31 protein-coding genes are annotated in these 19,461 nt (G+C 33.1%); 5 read left to right on the top strand and 26 right to left on the bottom strand.

Annotated elements, in window-relative coordinates:
- Window positions 1-5 precede the first annotated feature (5 nt).
- The 19 genes from E0W69_RS09455 to E0W69_RS20840 all read right to left on the bottom strand — a co-directional run bounded on the left by E0W69_RS09455 (window position 6) and on the right by E0W69_RS20840 (window position 11,150).
- The gene (locus E0W69_RS09455) at window positions 6-341 is read right to left on the bottom strand and encodes a hypothetical protein (RefSeq protein WP_131329819.1); all 336 of its coding nucleotides are present in this window, start codon (window positions 339-341) and stop codon (window positions 6-8) included.
- Window positions 325-948 (bottom strand): hypothetical protein, encoded by a 624-nt coding sequence (locus tag E0W69_RS09450; protein ID WP_131329818.1) that lies wholly within the window; start codon window positions 946-948, stop codon window positions 325-327. The genes E0W69_RS09455 and E0W69_RS09450 overlap by 17 nt, the downstream gene beginning before the upstream one ends.
- A 23-nt stretch (window positions 949-971) precedes the next feature.
- The gene (locus tag E0W69_RS09445; protein ID WP_131329817.1) at window positions 972-1,427 is read right to left on the bottom strand and encodes a hypothetical protein; all 456 of its coding nucleotides are present in this window, start codon (window positions 1,425-1,427) and stop codon (window positions 972-974) included.
- Window positions 1,378-1,638 (bottom strand): hypothetical protein, encoded by a 261-nt coding sequence (locus E0W69_RS09440; protein ID WP_131329816.1) that lies wholly within the window; start codon window positions 1,636-1,638, stop codon window positions 1,378-1,380. Before E0W69_RS09440 ends, E0W69_RS09445 begins: the two co-directional genes overlap by 50 nt.
- 11 nt (window positions 1,639-1,649) lie before the next feature.
- On the bottom strand, window positions 1,650-1,871 hold the full coding sequence (locus E0W69_RS09435; RefSeq protein ID WP_131329815.1) for a hypothetical protein: 222 nt from the start codon (window positions 1,869-1,871) through the stop codon (window positions 1,650-1,652).
- Window positions 1,872-1,874: 3 nt separating this feature from the next.
- A complete protein-coding gene (locus E0W69_RS09430) occupies window positions 1,875-2,093 on the bottom strand; it encodes a hypothetical protein (RefSeq protein WP_131329814.1) in 219 nt (72 codons plus the stop codon).
- A gap of 49 nt (window positions 2,094-2,142) precedes the next feature.
- Entirely contained in the window at window positions 2,143-2,313 is a 171-nt protein-coding gene (locus tag E0W69_RS20475) for a hypothetical protein (RefSeq protein WP_191968021.1), read from the bottom strand.
- A gap of 464 nt (window positions 2,314-2,777) precedes the next feature.
- Window positions 2,778-3,227, bottom strand: coding sequence for a Gp49 family protein (locus tag E0W69_RS09425; RefSeq protein ID WP_131329813.1), 450 nt, complete (start codon window positions 3,225-3,227; stop codon window positions 2,778-2,780).
- Window positions 3,228-3,263: 36 nt separating this feature from the next.
- Complete coding sequence (locus E0W69_RS09420) at window positions 3,264-4,157, bottom strand: DNA-methyltransferase (RefSeq protein WP_131329812.1); 894 nt, start codon at window positions 4,155-4,157, stop codon at window positions 3,264-3,266.
- A 14-nt stretch (window positions 4,158-4,171) separates the two neighbouring features.
- Entirely contained in the window at window positions 4,172-4,408 is a 237-nt protein-coding gene (locus E0W69_RS09415) for a thioredoxin family protein (protein WP_131329811.1), read from the bottom strand.
- 63 nt (window positions 4,409-4,471) lie between these two features.
- Window positions 4,472-5,386, bottom strand: coding sequence for a hypothetical protein (locus E0W69_RS09410; RefSeq protein WP_131329810.1), 915 nt, complete (start codon window positions 5,384-5,386; stop codon window positions 4,472-4,474).
- 23 nt (window positions 5,387-5,409) lie between these two features.
- Window positions 5,410-5,961 carry a hypothetical protein gene (locus E0W69_RS09405; protein ID WP_131329809.1) on the bottom strand — a complete coding sequence of 184 codons (552 nt, stop codon included), beginning with the start codon at window positions 5,959-5,961 and terminating at the stop codon, window positions 5,410-5,412.
- Window positions 5,958-6,521 carry a hypothetical protein gene (locus tag E0W69_RS09400; RefSeq protein WP_131329808.1) on the bottom strand — a complete coding sequence of 188 codons (564 nt, stop codon included), beginning with the start codon at window positions 6,519-6,521 and terminating at the stop codon, window positions 5,958-5,960. The genes E0W69_RS09405 and E0W69_RS09400 overlap by 4 nt, the downstream gene beginning before the upstream one ends.
- 6 nt (window positions 6,522-6,527) lie before the next feature.
- On the bottom strand, window positions 6,528-7,013 hold the full coding sequence (locus E0W69_RS09395; protein WP_131329807.1) for a hypothetical protein: 486 nt from the start codon (window positions 7,011-7,013) through the stop codon (window positions 6,528-6,530).
- A gap of 61 nt (window positions 7,014-7,074) precedes the next feature.
- Window positions 7,075-8,409 carry a hypothetical protein gene (locus tag E0W69_RS09390; RefSeq protein WP_131329806.1) on the bottom strand — a complete coding sequence of 445 codons (1,335 nt, stop codon included), beginning with the start codon at window positions 8,407-8,409 and terminating at the stop codon, window positions 7,075-7,077.
- A gap of 13 nt (window positions 8,410-8,422) precedes the next feature.
- Window positions 8,423-9,292, bottom strand: a complete 870-nt coding sequence (locus tag E0W69_RS09385; RefSeq protein WP_131329805.1) for a hypothetical protein — start codon at window positions 9,290-9,292, stop codon at window positions 8,423-8,425.
- Window positions 9,280-9,453, bottom strand: coding sequence for a hypothetical protein (locus E0W69_RS20470; protein WP_191968020.1), 174 nt, complete (start codon window positions 9,451-9,453; stop codon window positions 9,280-9,282). Before E0W69_RS20470 ends, E0W69_RS09385 begins: the two co-directional genes overlap by 13 nt.
- Window positions 9,410-10,882, bottom strand: coding sequence for a phage portal protein (locus E0W69_RS09380; protein WP_131329804.1), 1,473 nt, complete (start codon window positions 10,880-10,882; stop codon window positions 9,410-9,412). Before E0W69_RS09380 ends, E0W69_RS20470 begins: the two co-directional genes overlap by 44 nt.
- Window positions 10,883-10,982: 100 nt before the next feature.
- Complete coding sequence (locus E0W69_RS20840) at window positions 10,983-11,150, bottom strand: Com family DNA-binding transcriptional regulator (protein WP_131329803.1); 168 nt, start codon at window positions 11,148-11,150, stop codon at window positions 10,983-10,985.
- 201 nt (window positions 11,151-11,351) lie between these two features.
- On the opposite strand from E0W69_RS20840, the gene E0W69_RS09370 reads away from it, so the two are divergent.
- The gene (locus E0W69_RS09370) at window positions 11,352-12,071 is read left to right on the top strand and encodes a hypothetical protein (protein WP_131329802.1); all 720 of its coding nucleotides are present in this window, start codon (window positions 11,352-11,354) and stop codon (window positions 12,069-12,071) included.
- A 10-nt stretch (window positions 12,072-12,081) separates the two neighbouring features.
- Here the strand turns inward: E0W69_RS09370 and E0W69_RS09365 are convergent, their stop codons facing one another.
- Both E0W69_RS09365 and E0W69_RS09360 read right to left on the bottom strand, forming a co-directional pair.
- On the bottom strand, window positions 12,082-13,275 hold the full coding sequence (locus tag E0W69_RS09365; protein WP_131329801.1) for a terminase large subunit: 1,194 nt from the start codon (window positions 13,273-13,275) through the stop codon (window positions 12,082-12,084).
- A 1-nt stretch (window position 13,276) separates the two neighbouring features.
- Window positions 13,277-13,813: a terminase small subunit gene (locus E0W69_RS09360; RefSeq protein WP_131329800.1), complete on the bottom strand. Its 537-nt coding sequence runs from the start codon at window positions 13,811-13,813 to the stop codon at window positions 13,277-13,279.
- Window positions 13,814-13,939: 126 nt separating this feature from the next.
- Between E0W69_RS09360 and E0W69_RS09355 the strand changes: the two genes are divergently transcribed.
- Window positions 13,940-14,158, top strand: coding sequence for a DUF6965 family protein (locus E0W69_RS09355; RefSeq protein ID WP_131329799.1), 219 nt, complete (start codon window positions 13,940-13,942; stop codon window positions 14,156-14,158).
- A 1,086-nt stretch (window positions 14,159-15,244) separates the two neighbouring features.
- Here E0W69_RS09355 and E0W69_RS09350 read toward each other — a convergent pair.
- Window positions 15,245-15,670 carry a hypothetical protein gene (locus E0W69_RS09350; RefSeq protein WP_131329798.1) on the bottom strand — a complete coding sequence of 142 codons (426 nt, stop codon included), beginning with the start codon at window positions 15,668-15,670 and terminating at the stop codon, window positions 15,245-15,247.
- A 216-nt stretch (window positions 15,671-15,886) separates the two neighbouring features.
- Between E0W69_RS09350 and E0W69_RS09345 the strand changes: the two genes are divergently transcribed.
- Window positions 15,887-16,282 (top strand): hypothetical protein, encoded by a 396-nt coding sequence (locus tag E0W69_RS09345; protein WP_131329797.1) that lies wholly within the window; start codon window positions 15,887-15,889, stop codon window positions 16,280-16,282.
- Window positions 16,283-16,641: 359 nt separating this feature from the next.
- Window positions 16,642-17,037, top strand: a complete 396-nt coding sequence (locus tag E0W69_RS09340) for a hypothetical protein (RefSeq protein ID WP_131329796.1) — start codon at window positions 16,642-16,644, stop codon at window positions 17,035-17,037.
- Between the two features lie 113 nt (window positions 17,038-17,150).
- On the opposite strand, the gene E0W69_RS09335 is transcribed toward E0W69_RS09340, so the two are convergent.
- From E0W69_RS09335 to E0W69_RS09325, 3 genes are all read right to left on the bottom strand, one after another.
- On the bottom strand, window positions 17,151-17,798 hold the full coding sequence (locus E0W69_RS09335) for an SEC-C metal-binding domain-containing protein (protein ID WP_131329795.1): 648 nt from the start codon (window positions 17,796-17,798) through the stop codon (window positions 17,151-17,153).
- A gap of 48 nt (window positions 17,799-17,846) precedes the next feature.
- The gene (locus E0W69_RS09330) at window positions 17,847-18,233 is read right to left on the bottom strand and encodes a hypothetical protein (protein WP_131329794.1); all 387 of its coding nucleotides are present in this window, start codon (window positions 18,231-18,233) and stop codon (window positions 17,847-17,849) included.
- Window positions 18,234-18,461: 228 nt separating this feature from the next.
- Entirely contained in the window at window positions 18,462-18,779 is a 318-nt protein-coding gene (locus E0W69_RS09325) for a hypothetical protein (RefSeq protein ID WP_131329793.1), read from the bottom strand.
- A 24-nt stretch (window positions 18,780-18,803) separates the two neighbouring features.
- Between E0W69_RS09325 and E0W69_RS09320 the strand changes: the two genes are divergently transcribed.
- Window positions 18,804-19,079, top strand: coding sequence for a hypothetical protein (locus tag E0W69_RS09320; RefSeq protein WP_131329792.1), 276 nt, complete (start codon window positions 18,804-18,806; stop codon window positions 19,077-19,079).
- Window positions 19,080-19,119: 40 nt separating this feature from the next.
- Here the strand turns inward: E0W69_RS09320 and E0W69_RS09315 are convergent, their stop codons facing one another.
- A complete protein-coding gene (locus E0W69_RS09315) occupies window positions 19,120-19,461 on the bottom strand; it encodes a hypothetical protein (protein ID WP_131329791.1) in 342 nt (113 codons plus the stop codon).

Genomic DNA, 19,461 nt, shown 5'->3' with positions numbered 1-19,461 from the left:
AGTATTTAGTTTTTAGGGAAAAGTGATTCTGCAACTATTTTCAAATTATCATATTTTTCGACTACTTCATTTGCAGGTTCTATAAGTTTGGCAAATTTGATAATCATATTTTCTAACGATCTGTTATATTCATCAAGAGTACATAAATAATCGTGTATTTTTTTAAATGATTCAGCTATTTCCAATGTGGTTTTACCTTCAATACTTTCAATCCATTCACCGAGGGATTTAGTAACGATCTTTGGATTTTTTTGCCTATTATTTAAATGCTCTTCAACATTTTTAACTGATGCTCTTAATGCAGCAATGTTTTGCTTTTGGATGCTATCGTTTTCTTGCATTTTCATTTCTTTTATTAATCAAATAATCGTTGTAGTCTTTAATCATTAAGCCCAATTCCTCCATAGTTGTAGCCGTTTTGGGAATATCGCCACAATATGACCTCATACTATTCAGCATACGGATAAATGAACGCCTTGATTCTGTTAAGTTCTTCTGGCCATTAAGGGCTGGAGCATTTTCATCCAACATTTTAGTAAGCTTTTCATTTACGATATCAAATTCTACTTTGTATCGTTTTTCTTTGGCTTCAATCCTTTGTAATTGCTTTTCAAATTCCTTTAGATCGCCACTTTCTTTGCTCCAATGCAATCGGTATGAGAACTTTTGGAAATATGGAAATGCTGGCAAAAATGGATTGTTGAAATGCTTGATTGATTGCCTTTCAATATCGATCAACATTGGTATTGTCTTTAACCGAGCGTCTAACAAATAAAATTGTTGTGTTAGAGAATTAATCTCTGGTTTAGCTAGATTGGCGCAATCCGTATATTCCATTTGAATATTTTCCCATGCTTCAACGAGTTCTTGTTCCGTATGCTCAAAACCATCTATGATCAGCGCCTTTAAGTTTTTGTCAAAAGCGACTTCCATGAATGTTGATATCATACATTTTGAAGCTGAGGAAATAATCATATTACTAATGTTGTTTTTTGCTTAAATACTTCTTTGAATTTTGGAAATAGTATATCGTTTCCGAAATCTTCTCGACTATGAATATTGAGTTCTAATACCTTTTGCCCAGATCTATTAATTATATCTTGTAAGTACGAAACTGGAGAAGTAAAAGAAAACACACCAGCACCGACGCTACTTTGCAAACCTTGATAAAATGCCCCAGTCATAAAGAATGTTACCCTATCTGTAATTGCGCCCAATCCTTGACCATATTTCTCTTTAATTTCAATTGTAAATGGAGCGTATTGCGGTTGAATGTTTTCATCGTTACCATCCAAACCCATAGACAATTGATTCGTAAGAAATGTGGTTAGCAAATCTTTATTATCCGAAACAATTCGTTCTTGTTCTGTTTCGAAATCAAATTTGCTCAGGCTCTGTATTAGATTCTGCAATTGATTCAGTGCCATTTTCTTGCTTTGTTTCTGGTTTTACAATTTCAGGAGTAGTTTCTTCAACTGTTGGATTGACTTTTTGCCAAAGCTGTTCAACTAAGTCTTGCCTTTCCTTACCTGTATGATTATGGAAAAAACGTTGATCCTTTAATAATGCAGCTTTGCTTTTTACCTTTGCCGCTTCCTCTAAATTGATGTTGTAGATGTCTATTTGGATTGTATTCATTGGAATAATTTTTAATTGTTTTTACGCTTGGGCAATCTTTTTCCATTTATATAATTCAATGGAAGTGGAAAATATTGGTAATTGATAGGTTCTACATAACCAATAGAATATTCTTTCTCTCTTTCAAATGGGTCATGTTTTTTTTGTTCAGCATGATATTCTATGGTAGAATGAATTTGTTTTATTGGTAAAACACTACTAGCAATTGCCACTATTTCAATACCTTGATTCATGATTTATGATTTTTTGGTGAAAAAATATTGTGGATAATCTCTTTGAAGGATTCTCATGGATAAAATATTTTGTAAGGCGTGAATATGAAACAGCCAATCACCTAAGTCGGATGGATGTGTTCTTTCTAGTTCTATATAAGAGCCATGAGCCTTTATAAGACTTTCCATTACTTCATTTTCCTTTTCTGTAAATGGCTTTTCTATATTGCTGCTATCATCCATTTGGAATAATTTTTAATATTTTTTGTTATAATTTTTAAGACAATTTGTATTAATCCCAAGGATTCTCTCCAAAAACATCTTGGTAACCAGCTTTCATTTTTTCGCTTAATTCCGTAAGAGCAATTTTAAGTTGTTCAATATGCATTTGTGGAGGTAGTGGTAAGTCCAATCCTGCTCTCAAATTGTCAATTGTATCGATTCCTTGTCCAATTTCTTCCATGATTATATAATTTTTAATGATTTGTGTAATTGGTTCTATATAATTTTCGGTAAAATGTGTAGTTTAATAAAAATAGAATTTATATTGACTATGATTCAATTATTTCATCAATTTTATTTCTCAGAGTATCGCCGCCTATACGTTGGCGTTCCTCCATTTCGTTGGCTATAAATTCGCACAATTTTCTATATTTTTCGTATTTGGGATTACTAAGCCAATAGATGTTATTTTTAAAAAAACCAGCAAATACTTTAATGTTTTTAACGTATCTCTTTTGCAGCTTTTCATCTCTATAATTTGAAAATTTGCTTTGCACGTACATATACAGAAGTACTATAATAATTACTAGATGAATCCATCCTAAAGTTGATATAATCATATTTTATAGGTTTAGAAAATGGCAATTCGTAATAAAAGTTTCTAAAAACGTACTATAAATTGCCATTTTTGTACAATAATTTGCTTTAAAAAGATTTTACCTCTGATAATGACTCTTGCAATAAGAAACCTAGCAGAAACCAAACTTGATTTTTAATTCGTTCCAAACAAATCTGAGCGCCAATTTCTTCACTATAATTTGTAGGATCAACACAAGTTGTGCTCTCACGAACTGTAAATCCATTTTTCATCCTTACAGTGACATGGGTAACAGGTTTGTCAAATTCTTGAATAGTACGAACTTCAACATCTTGCATATTGTCTGCTACTTGTTCTTTTGTAACAGTATTGGGAATAGTTCCTTCATCTCCTAATAAAACATCTTGGACAAGAACTAAGGTGCTGCTTAATAATACTCCTGCTTTAGTCGCTTTTACAGATGGCGGCAATTTTTTTTCTATTAAACGAACTGCGTTATTTATCGCTTTTTCAGTTTCTGTAAATTCAGAAAGATTAAATCTTCTATTTTGTTCCATATTTATTAAATCCCGTCTAACCGATTACGGGCGGTTTTATGATGTTTTAAAAAGTGATATTTGTTTAACTTCTTTCAATTTAGTTTCAATCCGTTCTTTCCCATCCTCGAAATATTCTTTGTCTATTTCGCAAGAAATTCCGTTTACGCCCATATTTATACAAGCTTCCATTGTAGAAAATGAACCTCCGAACGGGTCTACAACGGTAATATTTTCACGCTCTTTTTTTGGTAAAACCAGTGCTAATAAACGTTCCAATAATCTAACTGGTTTTTGAGTTGGATGGATTGCGGAATAATGATCACGAACTTGTTTGATTATAGATTTTTCATTCATACCTACTTCCATCGCATTAATTACTGCTACAACTCTATTAACTCGTCTCTTGCCATTTGTTATAGTTGTTGAAGAAACATAATCGCCATCATATGTTAATTGTCCTTTTGTTAAATAATCCTCAACAGCTTCGAGTGTTTTTCTGTTACTTAATACGGTTTTTACTTTTTTTAAATCCTTAATTATTGAATCTTCATCATGTAATCTTGATTCTATATAAGAAACTTTAACTTTATTTATTACCCCACTATCTTTAGTGAAAATTGAAATTGTTTCATGTTTTCTTGATAGTGCCATCATTGGACTAGATGTATATAATTTGTCCCAAACAATTTCTTCTTTGAACTTGAAACCCATATCTGCTAAAATCGTATTCCATCTATAAAAAGATTCACCTCTTCCAAATAAGACTATAAATCCGTCTTTTGTAAGTACACGCTTGCATTCAGAAAAGAATTTATTTTCATCGAATGGGCGTTCAAGCTTTTGCCCTTTTAAATACAAATACGGCGGATCGGTAAGAATTATATCCACGCTTTCATCTTGAAGACGTGATAAAGTATCGGTATTATTTTCGTTGAAAAGTTGGATCATTATTTACGGGCGGTTTACATAAATTTTAATTGCTTGATTTCATCAGGTTTAAAACCAACTATTCGTTGAGCAACTACATTGTTATTGTCCAAAACGATTATTGTAGGACATGAGGTTACACGATACTTACTGGCTATCTCTGGTTTTTCCCAAGCATTGATATGTTCAACTTCAATCCCTTGTTCTTCAAGGAATTCATCCACTTGCTTACATGGAGCACATTTTGGCTGTTCAAATTTTAATTTTCGCATCTTCTTAGTTCGAAAAGAGCCTGCATCTTGTACAGGCTCTTTTATAGTTTTAAAATTTCCTGATTATAGTGTTATTGATAGCGTCTCAGATTCAAAGCCATCAACAGAAATTGGAGTTGCTTGTAATACAGAAGGTGCAACTAAAGAAACTTTGATAGTTCCTGTGAATGCTCCTGTTAATTCCCAAGCTTTCAATGTGTCATTTTTCGCAACGGCTGTAATTGCTACATCTGCACCAGTTGAATCTGTTACTTTCCAAGCATCAACAACAGCTAAAGCGTCTGCATACTCATCATATAAATCAGTTCCAGCGCATTCTGTTTTTGCGGAAATGGTCAACTTTGTAGCTGTTGGAGCGGCAACAGAAGACAATTCTACTTCCAATAGTCCGTTCAATTCAGTCAAATCAGTATCATTCAAGAAGATTTCAGCTTTTTCTATGTATTCATCAACTGAAATACTTGCAATGATGCGATTCATGTAAGAAGCGGCTAATGTGTTCAAGTTTGGAGAAGGTGCATAAAGATCCGTTACTCTCAATCCTGAATATGATCCATCGCCATTCTTACGAACTTTAAATTGGCTATCGACATCGACAACTATAAAGCGATATCCTTTTTTGTTGAATGAAAGCAAGGATTTTGCTAAACATTCGCCACCTTCCAAGAATGAAAACGTCAAAGTATAACCACCCAAACGGATCATTTTATTCGTACCGTCGGCAAAGTTTTCTTGAGTGTCAGAGTCCTGGGTAACTTCAAAATTTTTCAAGTCCGTAAATACTGGATACCACCTTTGTGAAGCTGCAGCATGGATTTTAGTTTGTATATATGCAGCAAAATCTTGCATATCTGCTAAACTCCATTTTGCATTTGCTGGCACCATGATAATACCAGCAGGCACGCCTAATGTCTTGCCACATTCTACTCCTGTATTGGAGCCTCTACCTGTAACTGAGCATGGATTTAATAATGCCATTTTATTTAAGTTTTAAATAGTGATTAAAGTTTGTGAGCACATGAATTTGTAATTCTTTGAACCCTGAGTTCCATATTCATAATTTCAATTGCATCGACATAATCATTTAAAGTCTTTCCAGCGGTATTCGTACCCCAATACAAGCGATCTATTTTAGTATGTAAGATTTCATTGTATTCATTTGGAAGAATAGCAGATGATTTCTTTAATTGCTTGATAAATTCCTCGTAAATAGGGTAGAGTAGAGGTTTGAAATTTACCTCCATACGCTTTGGCGCTTTGTATTTATTATCCGTAAGGCATGCTATAACGATCATTGGCAAAGTCGCCTTAGTAATTACAGCACTTTCAGATCCTAATTTCTCAGGAAAATCTTGATAAACTGCGATTAATGGATATTTATTTGGTTGAGTTGGATCCATCGCAAAAGCTTTCGTCATTTCAATGAGTGTATCTTGTATTTCCTCTGGATGGCCATGCAAAAAGTTGATAGGTTTATTTTGCAATAAACCTTGTAATTTGGTTGAAGTCTTTTGTGTTACTTCTCTCAATATGTCAACTATTACTGGAATCATATACCAAAAGCATTTACTTTTTTATACACTTCATTCAAACACGCATACTTGCTTTGTAAAATCCAATCTTCATCAGTTTTAAAATCGTCAGAACTATCCATGTACATTTTTAGTGTACATAGTTGGTCAACCATTTTATTCCAAATTGTAACCATTTTACGTAGGGGAGATGCGTTGGATGCGTTTTGAGAATTGGTATGAACTTCACCGCCATCAACACTTTGCGTTGCATCTATCTTTTTGAATTGATAGTAGCAATATTGAGCAATTGGACTATTGTTGGACTTAAAACCATTCCAATACAATCTAAAATCTAGTTTTCCTCCTTGAAAAGAAACTCCTTTTAGAATTTTAGCCCACTTGCTTTCTGTGTCATCTGGCGTTGCGTTATACCATGCAATAAACTGCTCATACAACTCATGTCCCAATACTTGTCGCAATAGATCTTCCTCAAATCCTGGTACCAATGCATTCAGATACACACCGACTGGTGCACCTGTTTCATTCGCATTTGGAATAAGTAATTCTCCTTTGAAATAACAATTGTCGATGATTGCCATTATGAACTATTTTTTAGCTGTTTTAGAAGCCTTTGCCTTTTCCTCAACCGTTTCCCCTTGATCAGCACTTTCAGTTTCTTCGCTTACTGCATCAGCTACTGGAGCACTATCATTCGCATCTGGTGCACTAGCTGCATTGATTTCAGCTTGAATGTCATCTATGGAATCACTTGATGCCGTTTCCCCTTGATCAGATGTTGGAGTTTCTGGGTTTGCATCAGATACTAGAGGATCAACTTGATTATCAGACTTAGTATTCACATCAACGCTAGCTTCAAATCCAAAACCAGCCTTGATAAACAAAGCTTTACTTTCTGGACTTACATGCTGTATCGTCTTATTTGGATAATGACGATTTCCTTTATAGGACTCAGGATATTCCACATATACGGCAACTGTTCCTGTTGGGATTTTGTGTTTTTGATTTTCTCCAACATTGATATTAGAAACTTTTGCACCAAAAACAGACTCTGTCGAATTTGTATTCTCCATTTTAAATAAGAATTATAGTAAGCTGATCATATAGACCAGCTTACCGATTAATTAATTTGGATTATTCTCCACCGCCAGCACCTACCGATGCTAATGCAGTTTTAACATCAGCGAAGTTTGGTCCTTTTACTAATGCTGCTTTTCTGATATCAGAGATATAGTCAAAGTAGAATTGTTCTTGAACCACAGAGAATTTGTTTTCGCCAAAGTCAGTTCCGTTGTAACCAACTTTTACAATAAATCCACCACGTAAAATGGCGTTGTATTGTTTCAAGTCTCCAACAAGCAATGCATCTGCTGCCATATCTGGATTACCAATGAAATTCACTGCATCCAATACGGAAGGACGATCAATGTATTCGCCAGTTGTTGATTTTGTTACACCCATGCGATACTTTTTGAAAGTACTCATGATTGCCGCGTTAGTGCTATTGCCATACGTAGCATTATCAACTTGTGCTGCCAATGCTGCGATAACATCGAAGTCGTTTGCATCAGCGAAAGCTACACCACCAGTGAAAGACGCTGCTGTATTGTATGCAGTTGCTGCATTTGTGATACCAGTCAATAAATCAGAATTGATTTGGTTAATCAAATCCGTTTGACCTTTACCGATAATGTCACTTTGCAAGCGAGAAAAATCAAGATTGAACTCTTCTGTGAAACTCAACAATTGAGCTCGTTTTTTATACTCGCTAGAACGAAGTTTGTAAGTATATTGAACTGGAGGTTTTGTACCACCTTCAGTTACCAATGTTGAACCACCTTGTTTTGCTTGTTCCTCGAACCAGATCACAAATGGCAAATCACTCCATCCCGCTTGTGTTGTATTGATTAAATCGAAAATCCAAGGAGTGTTTCTGTATTGACTTACAATATCAGCATTTGCACCCATTCTCAATAATGTTGCTGCTCCAAAGGCTTGAGAGATAGATGCTGTATTGCCAGCAGCGCCAACGGCATCAATTGTCGCGTGTGGACCAGCTGCTTTAGCTGCTAATGGATCATGTTTTCTGGCAGTCCATTCTCCTTTTGAGTTTTTATAGACCATAAAGTCAACTGTTCCAGACCTTTGACTATAAACTTTTTTCAATTCATCATTGTTTTCAGCGAAAACGGATGCGATTGATTTTGTTTCCTCTTTTCCACCGGACAATTGTAATTGAGCCAAAGTTGTTCCTTGCTTTTTAGCAATTTCTTTGATCTCGTTTATTGCTGTTTCAGAGCTGGTCTTGTAGGTTTCAAACTGTTCTTTGGTAAGGCCGCCTCCATTTTTAACTGCATCCTCAGCAATGGTTTTCATTTTGGCGTCATAACCGTCCATTTCAGCTTTGATTTTGTTAGCCGCTTCTGCGCCAACTTTGGCAACTAAGTCTTGAAATTCTTTCTCGTTCATTTTGAATGATTGATTAGATGATAAAATTTGTTTTTTGAATCGCTGCACTTAAGTCAAATACTTGTTCAGTGTTGGTGAGCGGCTTTTTTGTAGTGCTACCGGACGGCTGTTGATTATCTTTATTTTCAGCATTATTGGGAGTAAAGCCTTGATAAGGCGTTTCACTATTTGAACCAAAAAGGACTGTAGATCCTTCTTTGTAAATTTGAGCTTCTGAGACTGCCCAGAAATATCCTAATTCATCCGCCACCTCTTTATTGGCAATTGATGGATAATAAGTATTCCAGCGGTCGAAATATGACTTTTCTTCTGGATCATTGATAGCCAAAGAAAGATTTACATATTTCATTCTAATTGAATGTTGAACTGGATCATTATCACGATATGCCTTGAATACATCAGGATTAGTTTTATCACTCATGATAGTATGAAATATCAAAGCATCTGTATAACCATCGTAATCTTTGCCTAATGAAGCCCAGGGCAATGTTCTAACCTCAATAGATACATTTTTCGGATAACCTACTATTTGACTAAAATCAAAGTTGTGCCCTACGAGATGGAATGTTTTACCATTCTGTTCTGCAACGGATTTATTCCAGATACCTGGTAAATGCAAGTCGTCATGACTATCTATAATGTTCGTTGTGTTTATAACACTATGAATAGTATCACCCAGTTGTAGAATTGGATTATTATCTCCATTATCCGCTTTCGCAGTACTAGAAGATTCTTTTATTCTGTAACCGACTTCATCCGTTTTTTTAATGGCAGCTTTTTTAAGAAGGATTATTTCGTCCTTATTGGTAATAAGATCACGCACTAACATTTTTTTGTCAGTGTATTTTTTATTCAATGTTTTACTTTCTACTAAGAAGGACATTTTGTGATCGAATTTTCGTTGTTATAAATAGATTGCTTTACTGTTTCGAGCTTTTTCTTGATTATAGATCTGATGGCTTCGCTTTCAGCTTCTTTGTATTGCTTTTCAAGTTGCTGCTTAACTTGTAGTTGCGCTTGATCCGCCGTTTTCGTTATTTCCATTTTGAGAACTATTTGAAGATGTTTTAAATACGATTCCTAAGGACACTAATTCATAGTAATACTTATCACCAATACCATTGGTCTGTGAAACAGGATCCTCTCCATTGGCTACACGCCATTGATTGAGCGTAATAAGATTGCAGAAAAATTCAATTTGCAAAGCATTGTTTCTAGTAAGCCTAGCCGCTGCTTTTTCTTTTTCATTTTCTTGTAATACAGATAGTTGACTAAAGTCTTTGTCGATTACTAAGTTGTATCGATCGAGATTGAAGGCTCTGTTTAATTGCTCATAGAGATTATTTGCTTCTGGAATAATGGAGCCTTCATATAGTCTTTTCATCCAAGAATCAACCTCTGTTCCTGCCATTGAAGAAGCTTTACCATTGCTACTAAATAGTTGATATGGATATCCATAACTATAACATAGTTTTTGAACGTCATCATCAATTTCCTCGAATAACATTAAGTCTTTAGTTGCAAAACCCATTTGTTGCCAATTCAAAGACATATCAGTTATGATTACTTTCCATTGGTTCTTTTGGATGCCATAGCGTTTGAAGTCATTTTGTAGAGATTCTTTTTCTTCAGGGCTCATTGGGATTTCTCCCATTGCATTAGGATTTTGAGTCAATAACCCTAATGCACCACGTGTACTAATCAAAGAACCTCTAGCAGACATTGCACCGATGATGTTATTAATTTGCTGTTGGTTTGGCTCTAATCTACTTGTTGCAAGGCCTACAATATCACAACTGGTTGTAGTGTCATTGATAAATATTAAATCTGCTGGATTCATTTGTGTTGAAACTCCACCAGCACTCAAATAGATCGATTCAATAGTATCTGCAAATGACTCAGCTTGGAAATAGGAAATATTAGTTTTGAATGTGATCGTCAATAGATGGCTTGGAATACACCACAACCTCTTTGCTTCAATACGCTCAAAACCAACTGGAACAATAGGAAGTAATACTGCAAAGCCGTGTATTTGCACATTTGTATAGAGTTGACCTTCCAACTGTTTCCAGGACTGAAAGAAATTTGGTCTATACATCAACGCTCTCAATTGTTTAGCAATTGGAGTAACAGATTCTTTGCCATTGTTTTGTCCTTGAGTATCTAATATCCAAACTTGACCATTAGCTAAAGCTTGCGCCTTTTGTGTAATTATGGAAAAGACTGGAGAGCAATACTTATACGCTGTCAAAGAACTATTACGGCCACTATAATCGAAATAAACTTCTTCGCCATTTGAACCCCAAAAGAAAGAACTACCTCTGTAGTTGGAACTATCAATTACCTTTTCAGAACTTACCGTTAAGCATTTGACCGCATTTCCAAGGTTTCCACGAACCAATTGTCCACCAGCCGCTTTTAGTCTCGTTGAGACTGACAATTTTTGTATTTTCTGCGTTGACAATTCTTTCATTGGGTAATATGAAAAAAGCGGCAATAACACTACATTTCTGTAATGATATTGCCGCTCCTGGCGATCTTAATTTATTTATCCGACTTAATTTATTGCAGCTCTATTGGCCGTCTATTTTTGTTTTATCCTTAATAGTTTCTATCCTATTGATAGTCTTACATTTTGGACATTTAGTTTCCATTATTCCTATTTGCATATTCAGTTTTGCGAGTAGATAATTGCAGCATGTACATCTGAATTCATTTAATCTCAAAACTTTTATAGCCATAATGGAAATTTCTCAAACAAAGATAATTAAATACTAATAAAGTTAGTATTTATAAACTAATTTATTTAGTTTTGTTGTCGCCTGGTTTCTTAGTTTCTTCCATATTTTTAGATTTACCCCTTTGGTTAATAGCCAAAGGGTTTTTATTTATTGAATAAAGTAAATTATTGTTATGTTAGACTTTATATTTGTAAATAAAAAATGGCTGATAATAAACCCTTCATACCTATAACTATTGCTACAGCAATAAATGAATTGTTGAAAAAACATAATGATGTTTTATTTGCTAAATACAACAAAACTCTATTGATAGAAATAAGGTCTAATATAAATGACTCATTTTATTTCATTATTTCTTCCTCAAATATTAAAGGCAATTCATTTGTTATTGATGTAGAATATTATCCCTCAAATGGGCTAAAAAGTGAATCTTTAAAATCGGAAATAAATTTTAATTCATTAAGCTCTATAGTTAATACATGGGTTTTGCTTATAAAAGAATACAAGAAAGTTGAGTATTTGTATAATGAAGATATTGCAAACTTTTATGCAGGTGAATATTATGAAAAATTTGAATTAGACCCAAATGATGAAACATTAAATAACCCTTTAAATTTCGAACAACAAGATGTTATTTACAATTTTTATTTAGACGTTGAAAATAATTTAGATACCGCAATAGAAAAATCAAAATTAAATGCTAATAATAGAGATAAAATCGAGCAACTAGAAGCATTAAAATCAAATTTAGAAACATTAAAAGATAATATCACTTCAACGACTAAAAGGGAAACTATTAAAAATCTTTCTATCTTTCTAGGTAAATGTAGAAAGGCGAGCTTTCCTCTTGTAAAGGAAATATTCAAAAAGTTTATCATAGATGTAGCTTCAAAAACGGTATTGCATTTGATAGGATATTAAGTATTTTACATTACGCCCTTAACCCCCACATTGTATAAGCCCCATAACGAGAAGCATCCATTAGGTGATTGAATTGATCTATTGCGGTGTTGGTTGATTTCCCCGTTGCTGGATCAGTTAACCACATGTATTTTGTTTTCTCGTTATGGATATTTTCTGATGAAGCTGTGTAGAATACATTGAATTGTTTGAGAAATTGAATACCTGCATTAATACTACCTTTTCCTTTTCTTGCCGGTAATGCTTTAAGGCGTTGTTTTCGGAGTGCTGCGATACTATCAGGATCATGTTCGCAATAGATAATAGAATTGGTATCAAAACCATTTGCACGGAACAACTGAGCTTGTTTTACTGGCGCTAGTCCGGTTTCATAGAATAACTCATGGATAAATATAGAATCGCCCACTCTGGACACTCTCACACCAGCTGTTGGATCATTGGTATATCCAAAGTCTAAGCCGCCTACAAAAGGTGCATCCCAAGGAAATTGATCATCTGGAATTTTGCGCCAATTTGGAAATATTAAACCAGATAGATTTCCAGTCTTTCCGCGTGCATACACTTTCCAAAGTTCAGGATCCTTAATATTTTCCGTTCTAAAATGGTCTTCTTCAGATAAGAATGTATTGTGTCTGTGATCAGAAATAATTAACTGAACGCTCGCAGATAAGTCATTACTAAATTTGTCCGTTCCAATAAGATTTTCATGAGCCCAAAAAGGAGCTGAGGGGTTATAGTCAATAAATGTTTGCCGCCTAGTACGTTTTGCCAATTGCCAAAAAATAGGATAGTTGATACCGTTTGCTTCATTTACAAACAAATACTGCCTTTTGCCTTGCTTAGCTGATTGTTCATCCGTACAAGAGATAAACTCCATTGTCCAGCCGGTAATGAAATTTATAATACGATCTGATTCATTGATTGTCCCTTTTATATAGGATTGCAGCATTGGAGTATTTCCAATAATCTCTTTAGCCTTTCTCCATGCACCTTTTTTCAAGTTTGGAACAGACTCGCCAACAACAGTAATAATAGGGTCTTCATGTGGCGCATCAAATGTAATTGCCTTAGTCAGAAGCAACTGCATAATCGCATAAGTTTTTCCGCTGTCGGTACCGCCTTGATTGATTACAACATTTGCAGTTGAATTATAGTTAGCATGATATACTGGCGTAACCAAAAACATTGGAGATGCACTTACCATTTTACACCTCCTTTTTTGTATCTATATCATTTTCGCTGGATGCCAAAGGTGGAGCGGTACCATATTGCACAATAATTTGTGGCGCTTCCTGGCTAACAAACTTTTCGCCTTTATTTGTATGATCCACATCTGATTTATCTGCTAATCCGAGTTCACGACTAATTATATTTTCTTTCAAAAATCCAGCTGCAGCACCTTCAAATTTTTGGGCAAAAATTACGGTTTCAATATCTGCAATGATAGTAGCGAAATCTTTTGATAACTTATCGTCTTTATTATCAATACGTTGCTTGAATTGTCTAAAATAAGCTTCATTTGTTTTAAGGAAAAAACATAAGCTTTTCATTGACATAGCTCTCATCTTTGGTAATCGACGTCTTTTACCATTTTCGTATTTTATTTCGATAAGCGGATTTGATTCAATCCATGTGAAGTATTCACAAGCTGCATCCCACAATAATTCTGGCGTGGTAAATAACTTATCACATCCGTGCTTTGATCTTTGTTTCCAGAACTGATTATTTTTTGGTGCAGCCATTGTATAGCAAAAATAATTCAAATTGCTAAAATATTTAGCATTGATTTTTTACATTCTCATTATAATTAAATCCAATTCTCACTTACCTTGCGCGGCATGATCAATTATAATAGCAAAACGGAGTGGATGGCTGAGCTTGAGCGCTTGAAGTCCTATTTTGAATCGGTGCAAATTCCAAAGGGAGAGTTTAGAATTAACGCGGCAACAGTTTCTCATAATTTAGAGAAATCAATTAATACAATGTTACTGCGAGCTGGCGAAAATGCTGGTAATCCAACTTATAAAGGTTCGATTGTTGGGCTTCAAGAAATTGAAGCAGTTTTGAAAGAAACAATAACACAATAAATTGTATATCTTTATTGAACTAATTGATAGTGATTATTCACGCCCCTTTACATTTTTATGTGAAGGGCTTTTTATTTACTTTTTTTGGGCCTTGACGTTATTCCAAGATAAACAGCTAATAAGGAACAGATAATAATTGATAAGATCATATGATTAATATTAAAGGGTTTTTGTAATTCTTCTAAATTAACATTTTTATTGCAATAGAGCAATTATATTTTGCACTTGGCATAACTAGCTAGCCAACATATTATGAAATTAAAAATAAGATATAATAAGAGCCAAAGCCATGATTCTAAACTTTTATATTTTATCATATAAATTATAGGAATTTTACCTATAATCATTTAACAGTTAATAATACAATCATGTTCGATTTAATTTTAGAATACCTTATTCATTCGCGAATCGTTTGATTTAGCTAAAAAAAATCGTAAATTTGAGTATATGACAAACCCAACTTAGAAAAGTCGGGCGTAACAGATAGGAAACTTGTCGGTATTATGTAATGAAACATTATGAATAATACCTATCTATTTTATGTAATGTAACACTATTATTCAGATATCATCGATTTATTATATTTGGTAGCTGGAAAATATGAGAAAACGCAGCAATTTGGACAACCATATTTTTTTATTTCAACTAATTGAAATTCATTAAATTCATTTTGTAATTAATAACTCATATTAATTACAAGAGCCGCAATGTAGACACAACGCGGCTCGACCAAAACCTATAAAACCCATGTGAAAGTATTAAATTATTTTTTATTTATAATATTCGTAATTTCACAAAGCATAACATTATAAAAATTACGTCATTGTGTTTATACACTAAGACTTATGATTTGATATGATTCAGAATGGATAAATCCAGGTGTTTCTACGCTTGGATTTTTTAATTCTATCGTTTAAAATGATGGAATTAAAAAGGTCCTGAATGGATATTCAAGACCTAGTGTTAAAATATAGAATATTGTAAATATGCTTAATGAAGATATGAAATAAATACTAAATAATTATATATTTACGCCCCTTCTAAATTATTAAGTGCGGGTCTATTTGTATCTACAGATAGACCTTTTTATTTAATCTTAGTCATATATAAAATCAGGGAGTCTCTATTTGGATAAGGTGAAATATTACTATAAACCGCGATTTGACTGTTCGTTTTGATCAGATAATTTATTTTGAATCGAAACAGTTCTGTATTTATACTTCTCGTAATTACTATACTATCTAATATCGTATAGGTTGACACATCATTATATTCATAATATCCTGTACCTATATAACTACCGTCTTTATTAAAGGTGAATAAAGTTGGTGCTTCTTTATAAGTCCAATTATAATTCATCGGATCTGGATTATTATGATACTGAAAACCTGAATCAATTCTCCATGTTCCAATTAAGTTATTGCTAAATATGTCGTCAGATTTAATTTTATCTTTTGAACAAGATAAAATGACAGTAGATAATAAAAAAAGAGATTTTATCGCATTTCTCATCATAAATTATTTAGAAGTATATATCTATTAGTTTTAATTTAAAACACGAATATATGACTATGTAATTAAAGTATAAAGGCACATTTATATGAGTTCATCATTTGTACTTAATATTCAATATAAAGTATATTACAATTAAAAATATTTTTAAGGATTAATAATAGTAAATTATTTACTACTTAACTTAGGTGTATTATTAACTTAAAACTTCTGAAAATGAGAAAGATCACACTCTTTATTTTGGTATTTTTATCTTTTAGTTTCGTATCAAATGCAAAATCAATATTTCAAGAATTGATTTCTGCTCCACCAGTAAATTCTGTTTATATACAGAATAATTCTGACGTTGCAATTAGTATTGATATTTATAACAACATTAATACTTTTGCATTTAGTGCTTCGGTTCCTGCAAATACAAACCAATGGTTTTATGACGTTACACTTAATAGTGCTAGTTATAGTGTAACTATGTTTTCCTCAGATGGATCAGATTATTCATATACAATTAATCATGGAAGTAGTGGTACTTCTAATAATGGAGTTGTTTTAGGTTCTCTAGTAGGTGGCTATGGATATTACAATATATCTATTTTGGGTGCTGTCGCTTATTGAAAATTAAATTTCAATTGTTTATTTTAATTCAAAAATTACCATACAATCTAAGTATGGTAATTTTTGTTTTTACTGCTCACTTTTTATTTGCTATGATATTTCTTATATATAAGCCGGACTAAATAGTTTTTTATCCATCTCACAAACAATTGCCATTTTGTGGGCGTTCCAGGGATACTACATTCTTCGCAAAATTCACCTTCGTAAAGATGTTCTGGCTCCATTCCAAACTTGGGTGCACATTTAGGACAAAATTCTGACATAGGTTTTGGTTTTTATAAAGCTACGAATTAAATGTACCAATACATAATTGTATCTTCACACTTCTTTATTTTTTTTGAAACCCTTAAAAACGCATCATGAAAGCCAGATTAATCACCTTGGTTATTTTATTCTTTGCAAAAAGCTCATATTCTCAAACCGAACCACAAATCCCAGTTCAAAATATATCTACGGATAGTTCGGTTGTTTATCGATTATTTGCCACAAAAAATATGTATAATTTCATCAAATTAAATACTAGAAATGGGCAAATGTCGCAAGTCCAGTGGGGAGCTGATTCGGATCATAGATTTGAGTCAACTCTATCTTACACATCACTTGTATCTGAAAGAGAAGAAAGGAATGGTAGATTTTTTCTATATCCAACAACTAACATATATAACTTTTTATTGCTAGATCAATTTGATGGGAGAATGTGGCAGGTACAATGGAACTTTGATAATGATAAAAAAATGGTAATTAGAATTTATTAGTTAAAGACTACTGATATACAGAATGTACCAATACATATTTTGAGTTCGCTTAAGCTGAAATACATTGAACGGATAATATGTATTGATACAAATTTTTTGGTTAACCAATAGAATTATAAGTCTAACTTAATTTTTGTTTCAAATCCTTTCCTGTGACATTCAATAAATTTTTTTCCTGAATTACATGGACATTTTGAGTTTCTACTACCTTTATTTTGAAGAATACTAGTTATCATTTCTCTCATTGTCCATAGGTATGTTTTATAATCTACTTGTTCTGAATTTAAAATATCCGAAAGATTATATGTTTCTGCCCGGATACCTTTGTTATCAAATTTAAAGATTGCATGACTTACTTCAATTAAATCATCTACTAATTTATTATTACTAGTATTTAGTATAATATTTTCTATTTGTTTATCATCATAAATCAAATTTGAATCTTCCACAAATAGAATTTTTTTTACACTTTCTGGTTTAGGCGTAATGTCATGTAAGTCTTCATTTTTATCCTCCCATACAGCGTGACATTCAGCTTCAATATATAGATCTTTGAATTGCCAGATTTGCCACCCCATTATCATACGACCACCTTCTTTTTCTACCTTCTTTTGAACTACGGGAAAGCAATCTCTTTCTTCAGCACCTTCTTCTGCTTCAACATCTAGTAGAATTGGTTCATGTGTGGCATTTAAAGAATCAATAAATTTAGTTACTGTAAATGTTATTTTTTGAGGGGTCATTTTGTTTAATTTTTTCAAATATATAATTTTAAACAAATACTGTATTTCATATTGTAAAATTTAAATTTAACCTCCTTTCACATCATATTTCTTTGGCTCACTAACTTCCAAATGATCTGTGTAACCTAATCGGTTCATGTATACATAAAGTTCGGATTTCATTAAACCCATGCTGCCATGAATGAAGGCAATAATCCTTTTTGCATCAGGATCATTACAAATTGGGATTTCTATCGCTTCCCAGTCACGAATGAATTTGCCAATTTTCATTCGGTCGGGGAGTAGTTTCTTTTGTTTTTCCGTGAGTTGATCGTTTGGAATGGTTTCAACTTTTGGCGGCTGGACTATTTTTGGTTTATCCTTTGGCTTTTCGTCCACTTTGGGAGTTTCTTGCTTTGGAATCACTGGACTAGTTTCTTCTGGAGTATCGAATAAGGATATTTGATTGTTCATTATATTTGGAGTTAAAATTTAAAATATGGACTACTACGTTACTGAATTGCTTACAGATAGAATTGTTACAATTAATGAATCTGAACCACTAAAATATTTAGAGAATCCTAAAACTGAGCTACTTCCTATTATAGTAAAAATGAAAAAAGGTGCGATATTTCATTGCAATAAAATTAGGAAAATAGATGATGTAAAATGCGAAATAACATATACTCACATGTCATTTGATTAAATTTGAACGGTAACAGAAATTTTATAAATGTCGTCATCTCCGGTTGTACTATCAAATTGTAAAACAACGGGTTGCCTTGGTACAGATCTTAGGATTGTCCTAAGCGTTGAAAGATTGTCAGAGAACACACAAATTTCTTCTGGATGGTTTTTAAACTGAGAATCAAAAGTACATAGACTGTGATCATCTACTTTCATTACATTGTCACTTGTAAAATGGATGTGCCTTATTACAGCATTGATAAATGTGTAGTTAGCAGACTTCTTGATAAATGACTCTGAAGGAATTAATATTTTGAATGATTTTGCGGTCATGATTTGTATTTTTGAATAAAAAATATGCAGCCGTCTAAAAGCCAATTAATAAATTTATTAGAGAATCACGTTGATGGCAGACTTGATTCCTTAGTATTACGAACAAATGGTTTGTTTGAATTTCGTCAATTTGAAAGTGATCATCAGTATATAGTTAGATTTGAGACTAACATAATTGGGCATAACAGTATAGGTTCTCCAATTGTAGATCGTGTCATGAAATCCGCATTATCTCTTTGGGAAATTTCCGAGAGAGGGAAATATATGCTTATGCAATATGATGATACTCCAGGAGAATAATATTGTTTTTTAATGGTGTCGAATTCGACACCTTTTGTTTTTAAAAGAATCCAAATGCAGATGCAGCGGCTTCACCAATTGATATCAATCCATCACCTTCAAAATCTTCTGGCAAAGGATCTCCATTTTCATCGAAATAATATTTCTCAATTCTGGAATAAAGTGCATCCCATTGCTCCGCTTTGGCTTTTATTTTTTCAATATCAATTGCTTCATCAGTATTTACACAATAAACTACAACAAAATCAATTCCTCCTAAAATTCCGTTATATACTGGAGTTACGGTACTTGCCATTGGACATATTTCGTTAAGGAAGATATTTACTTCTGTTTCGGCATCGCATTCATTTGATTTGAAGATTTTAACTTGTTGTTTTAACAT

Origin of the sequence: Rhizosphaericola mali, assembly GCF_004337365.2 — a bacterium.
Classification (GTDB): domain Bacteria; phylum Bacteroidota; class Bacteroidia; order Chitinophagales; family Chitinophagaceae; genus Rhizosphaericola; species Rhizosphaericola mali.
The sequence above is the reverse complement of the archived record's forward strand: the minus strand, read 5'-3'. Positions and strand labels throughout refer to the sequence as shown.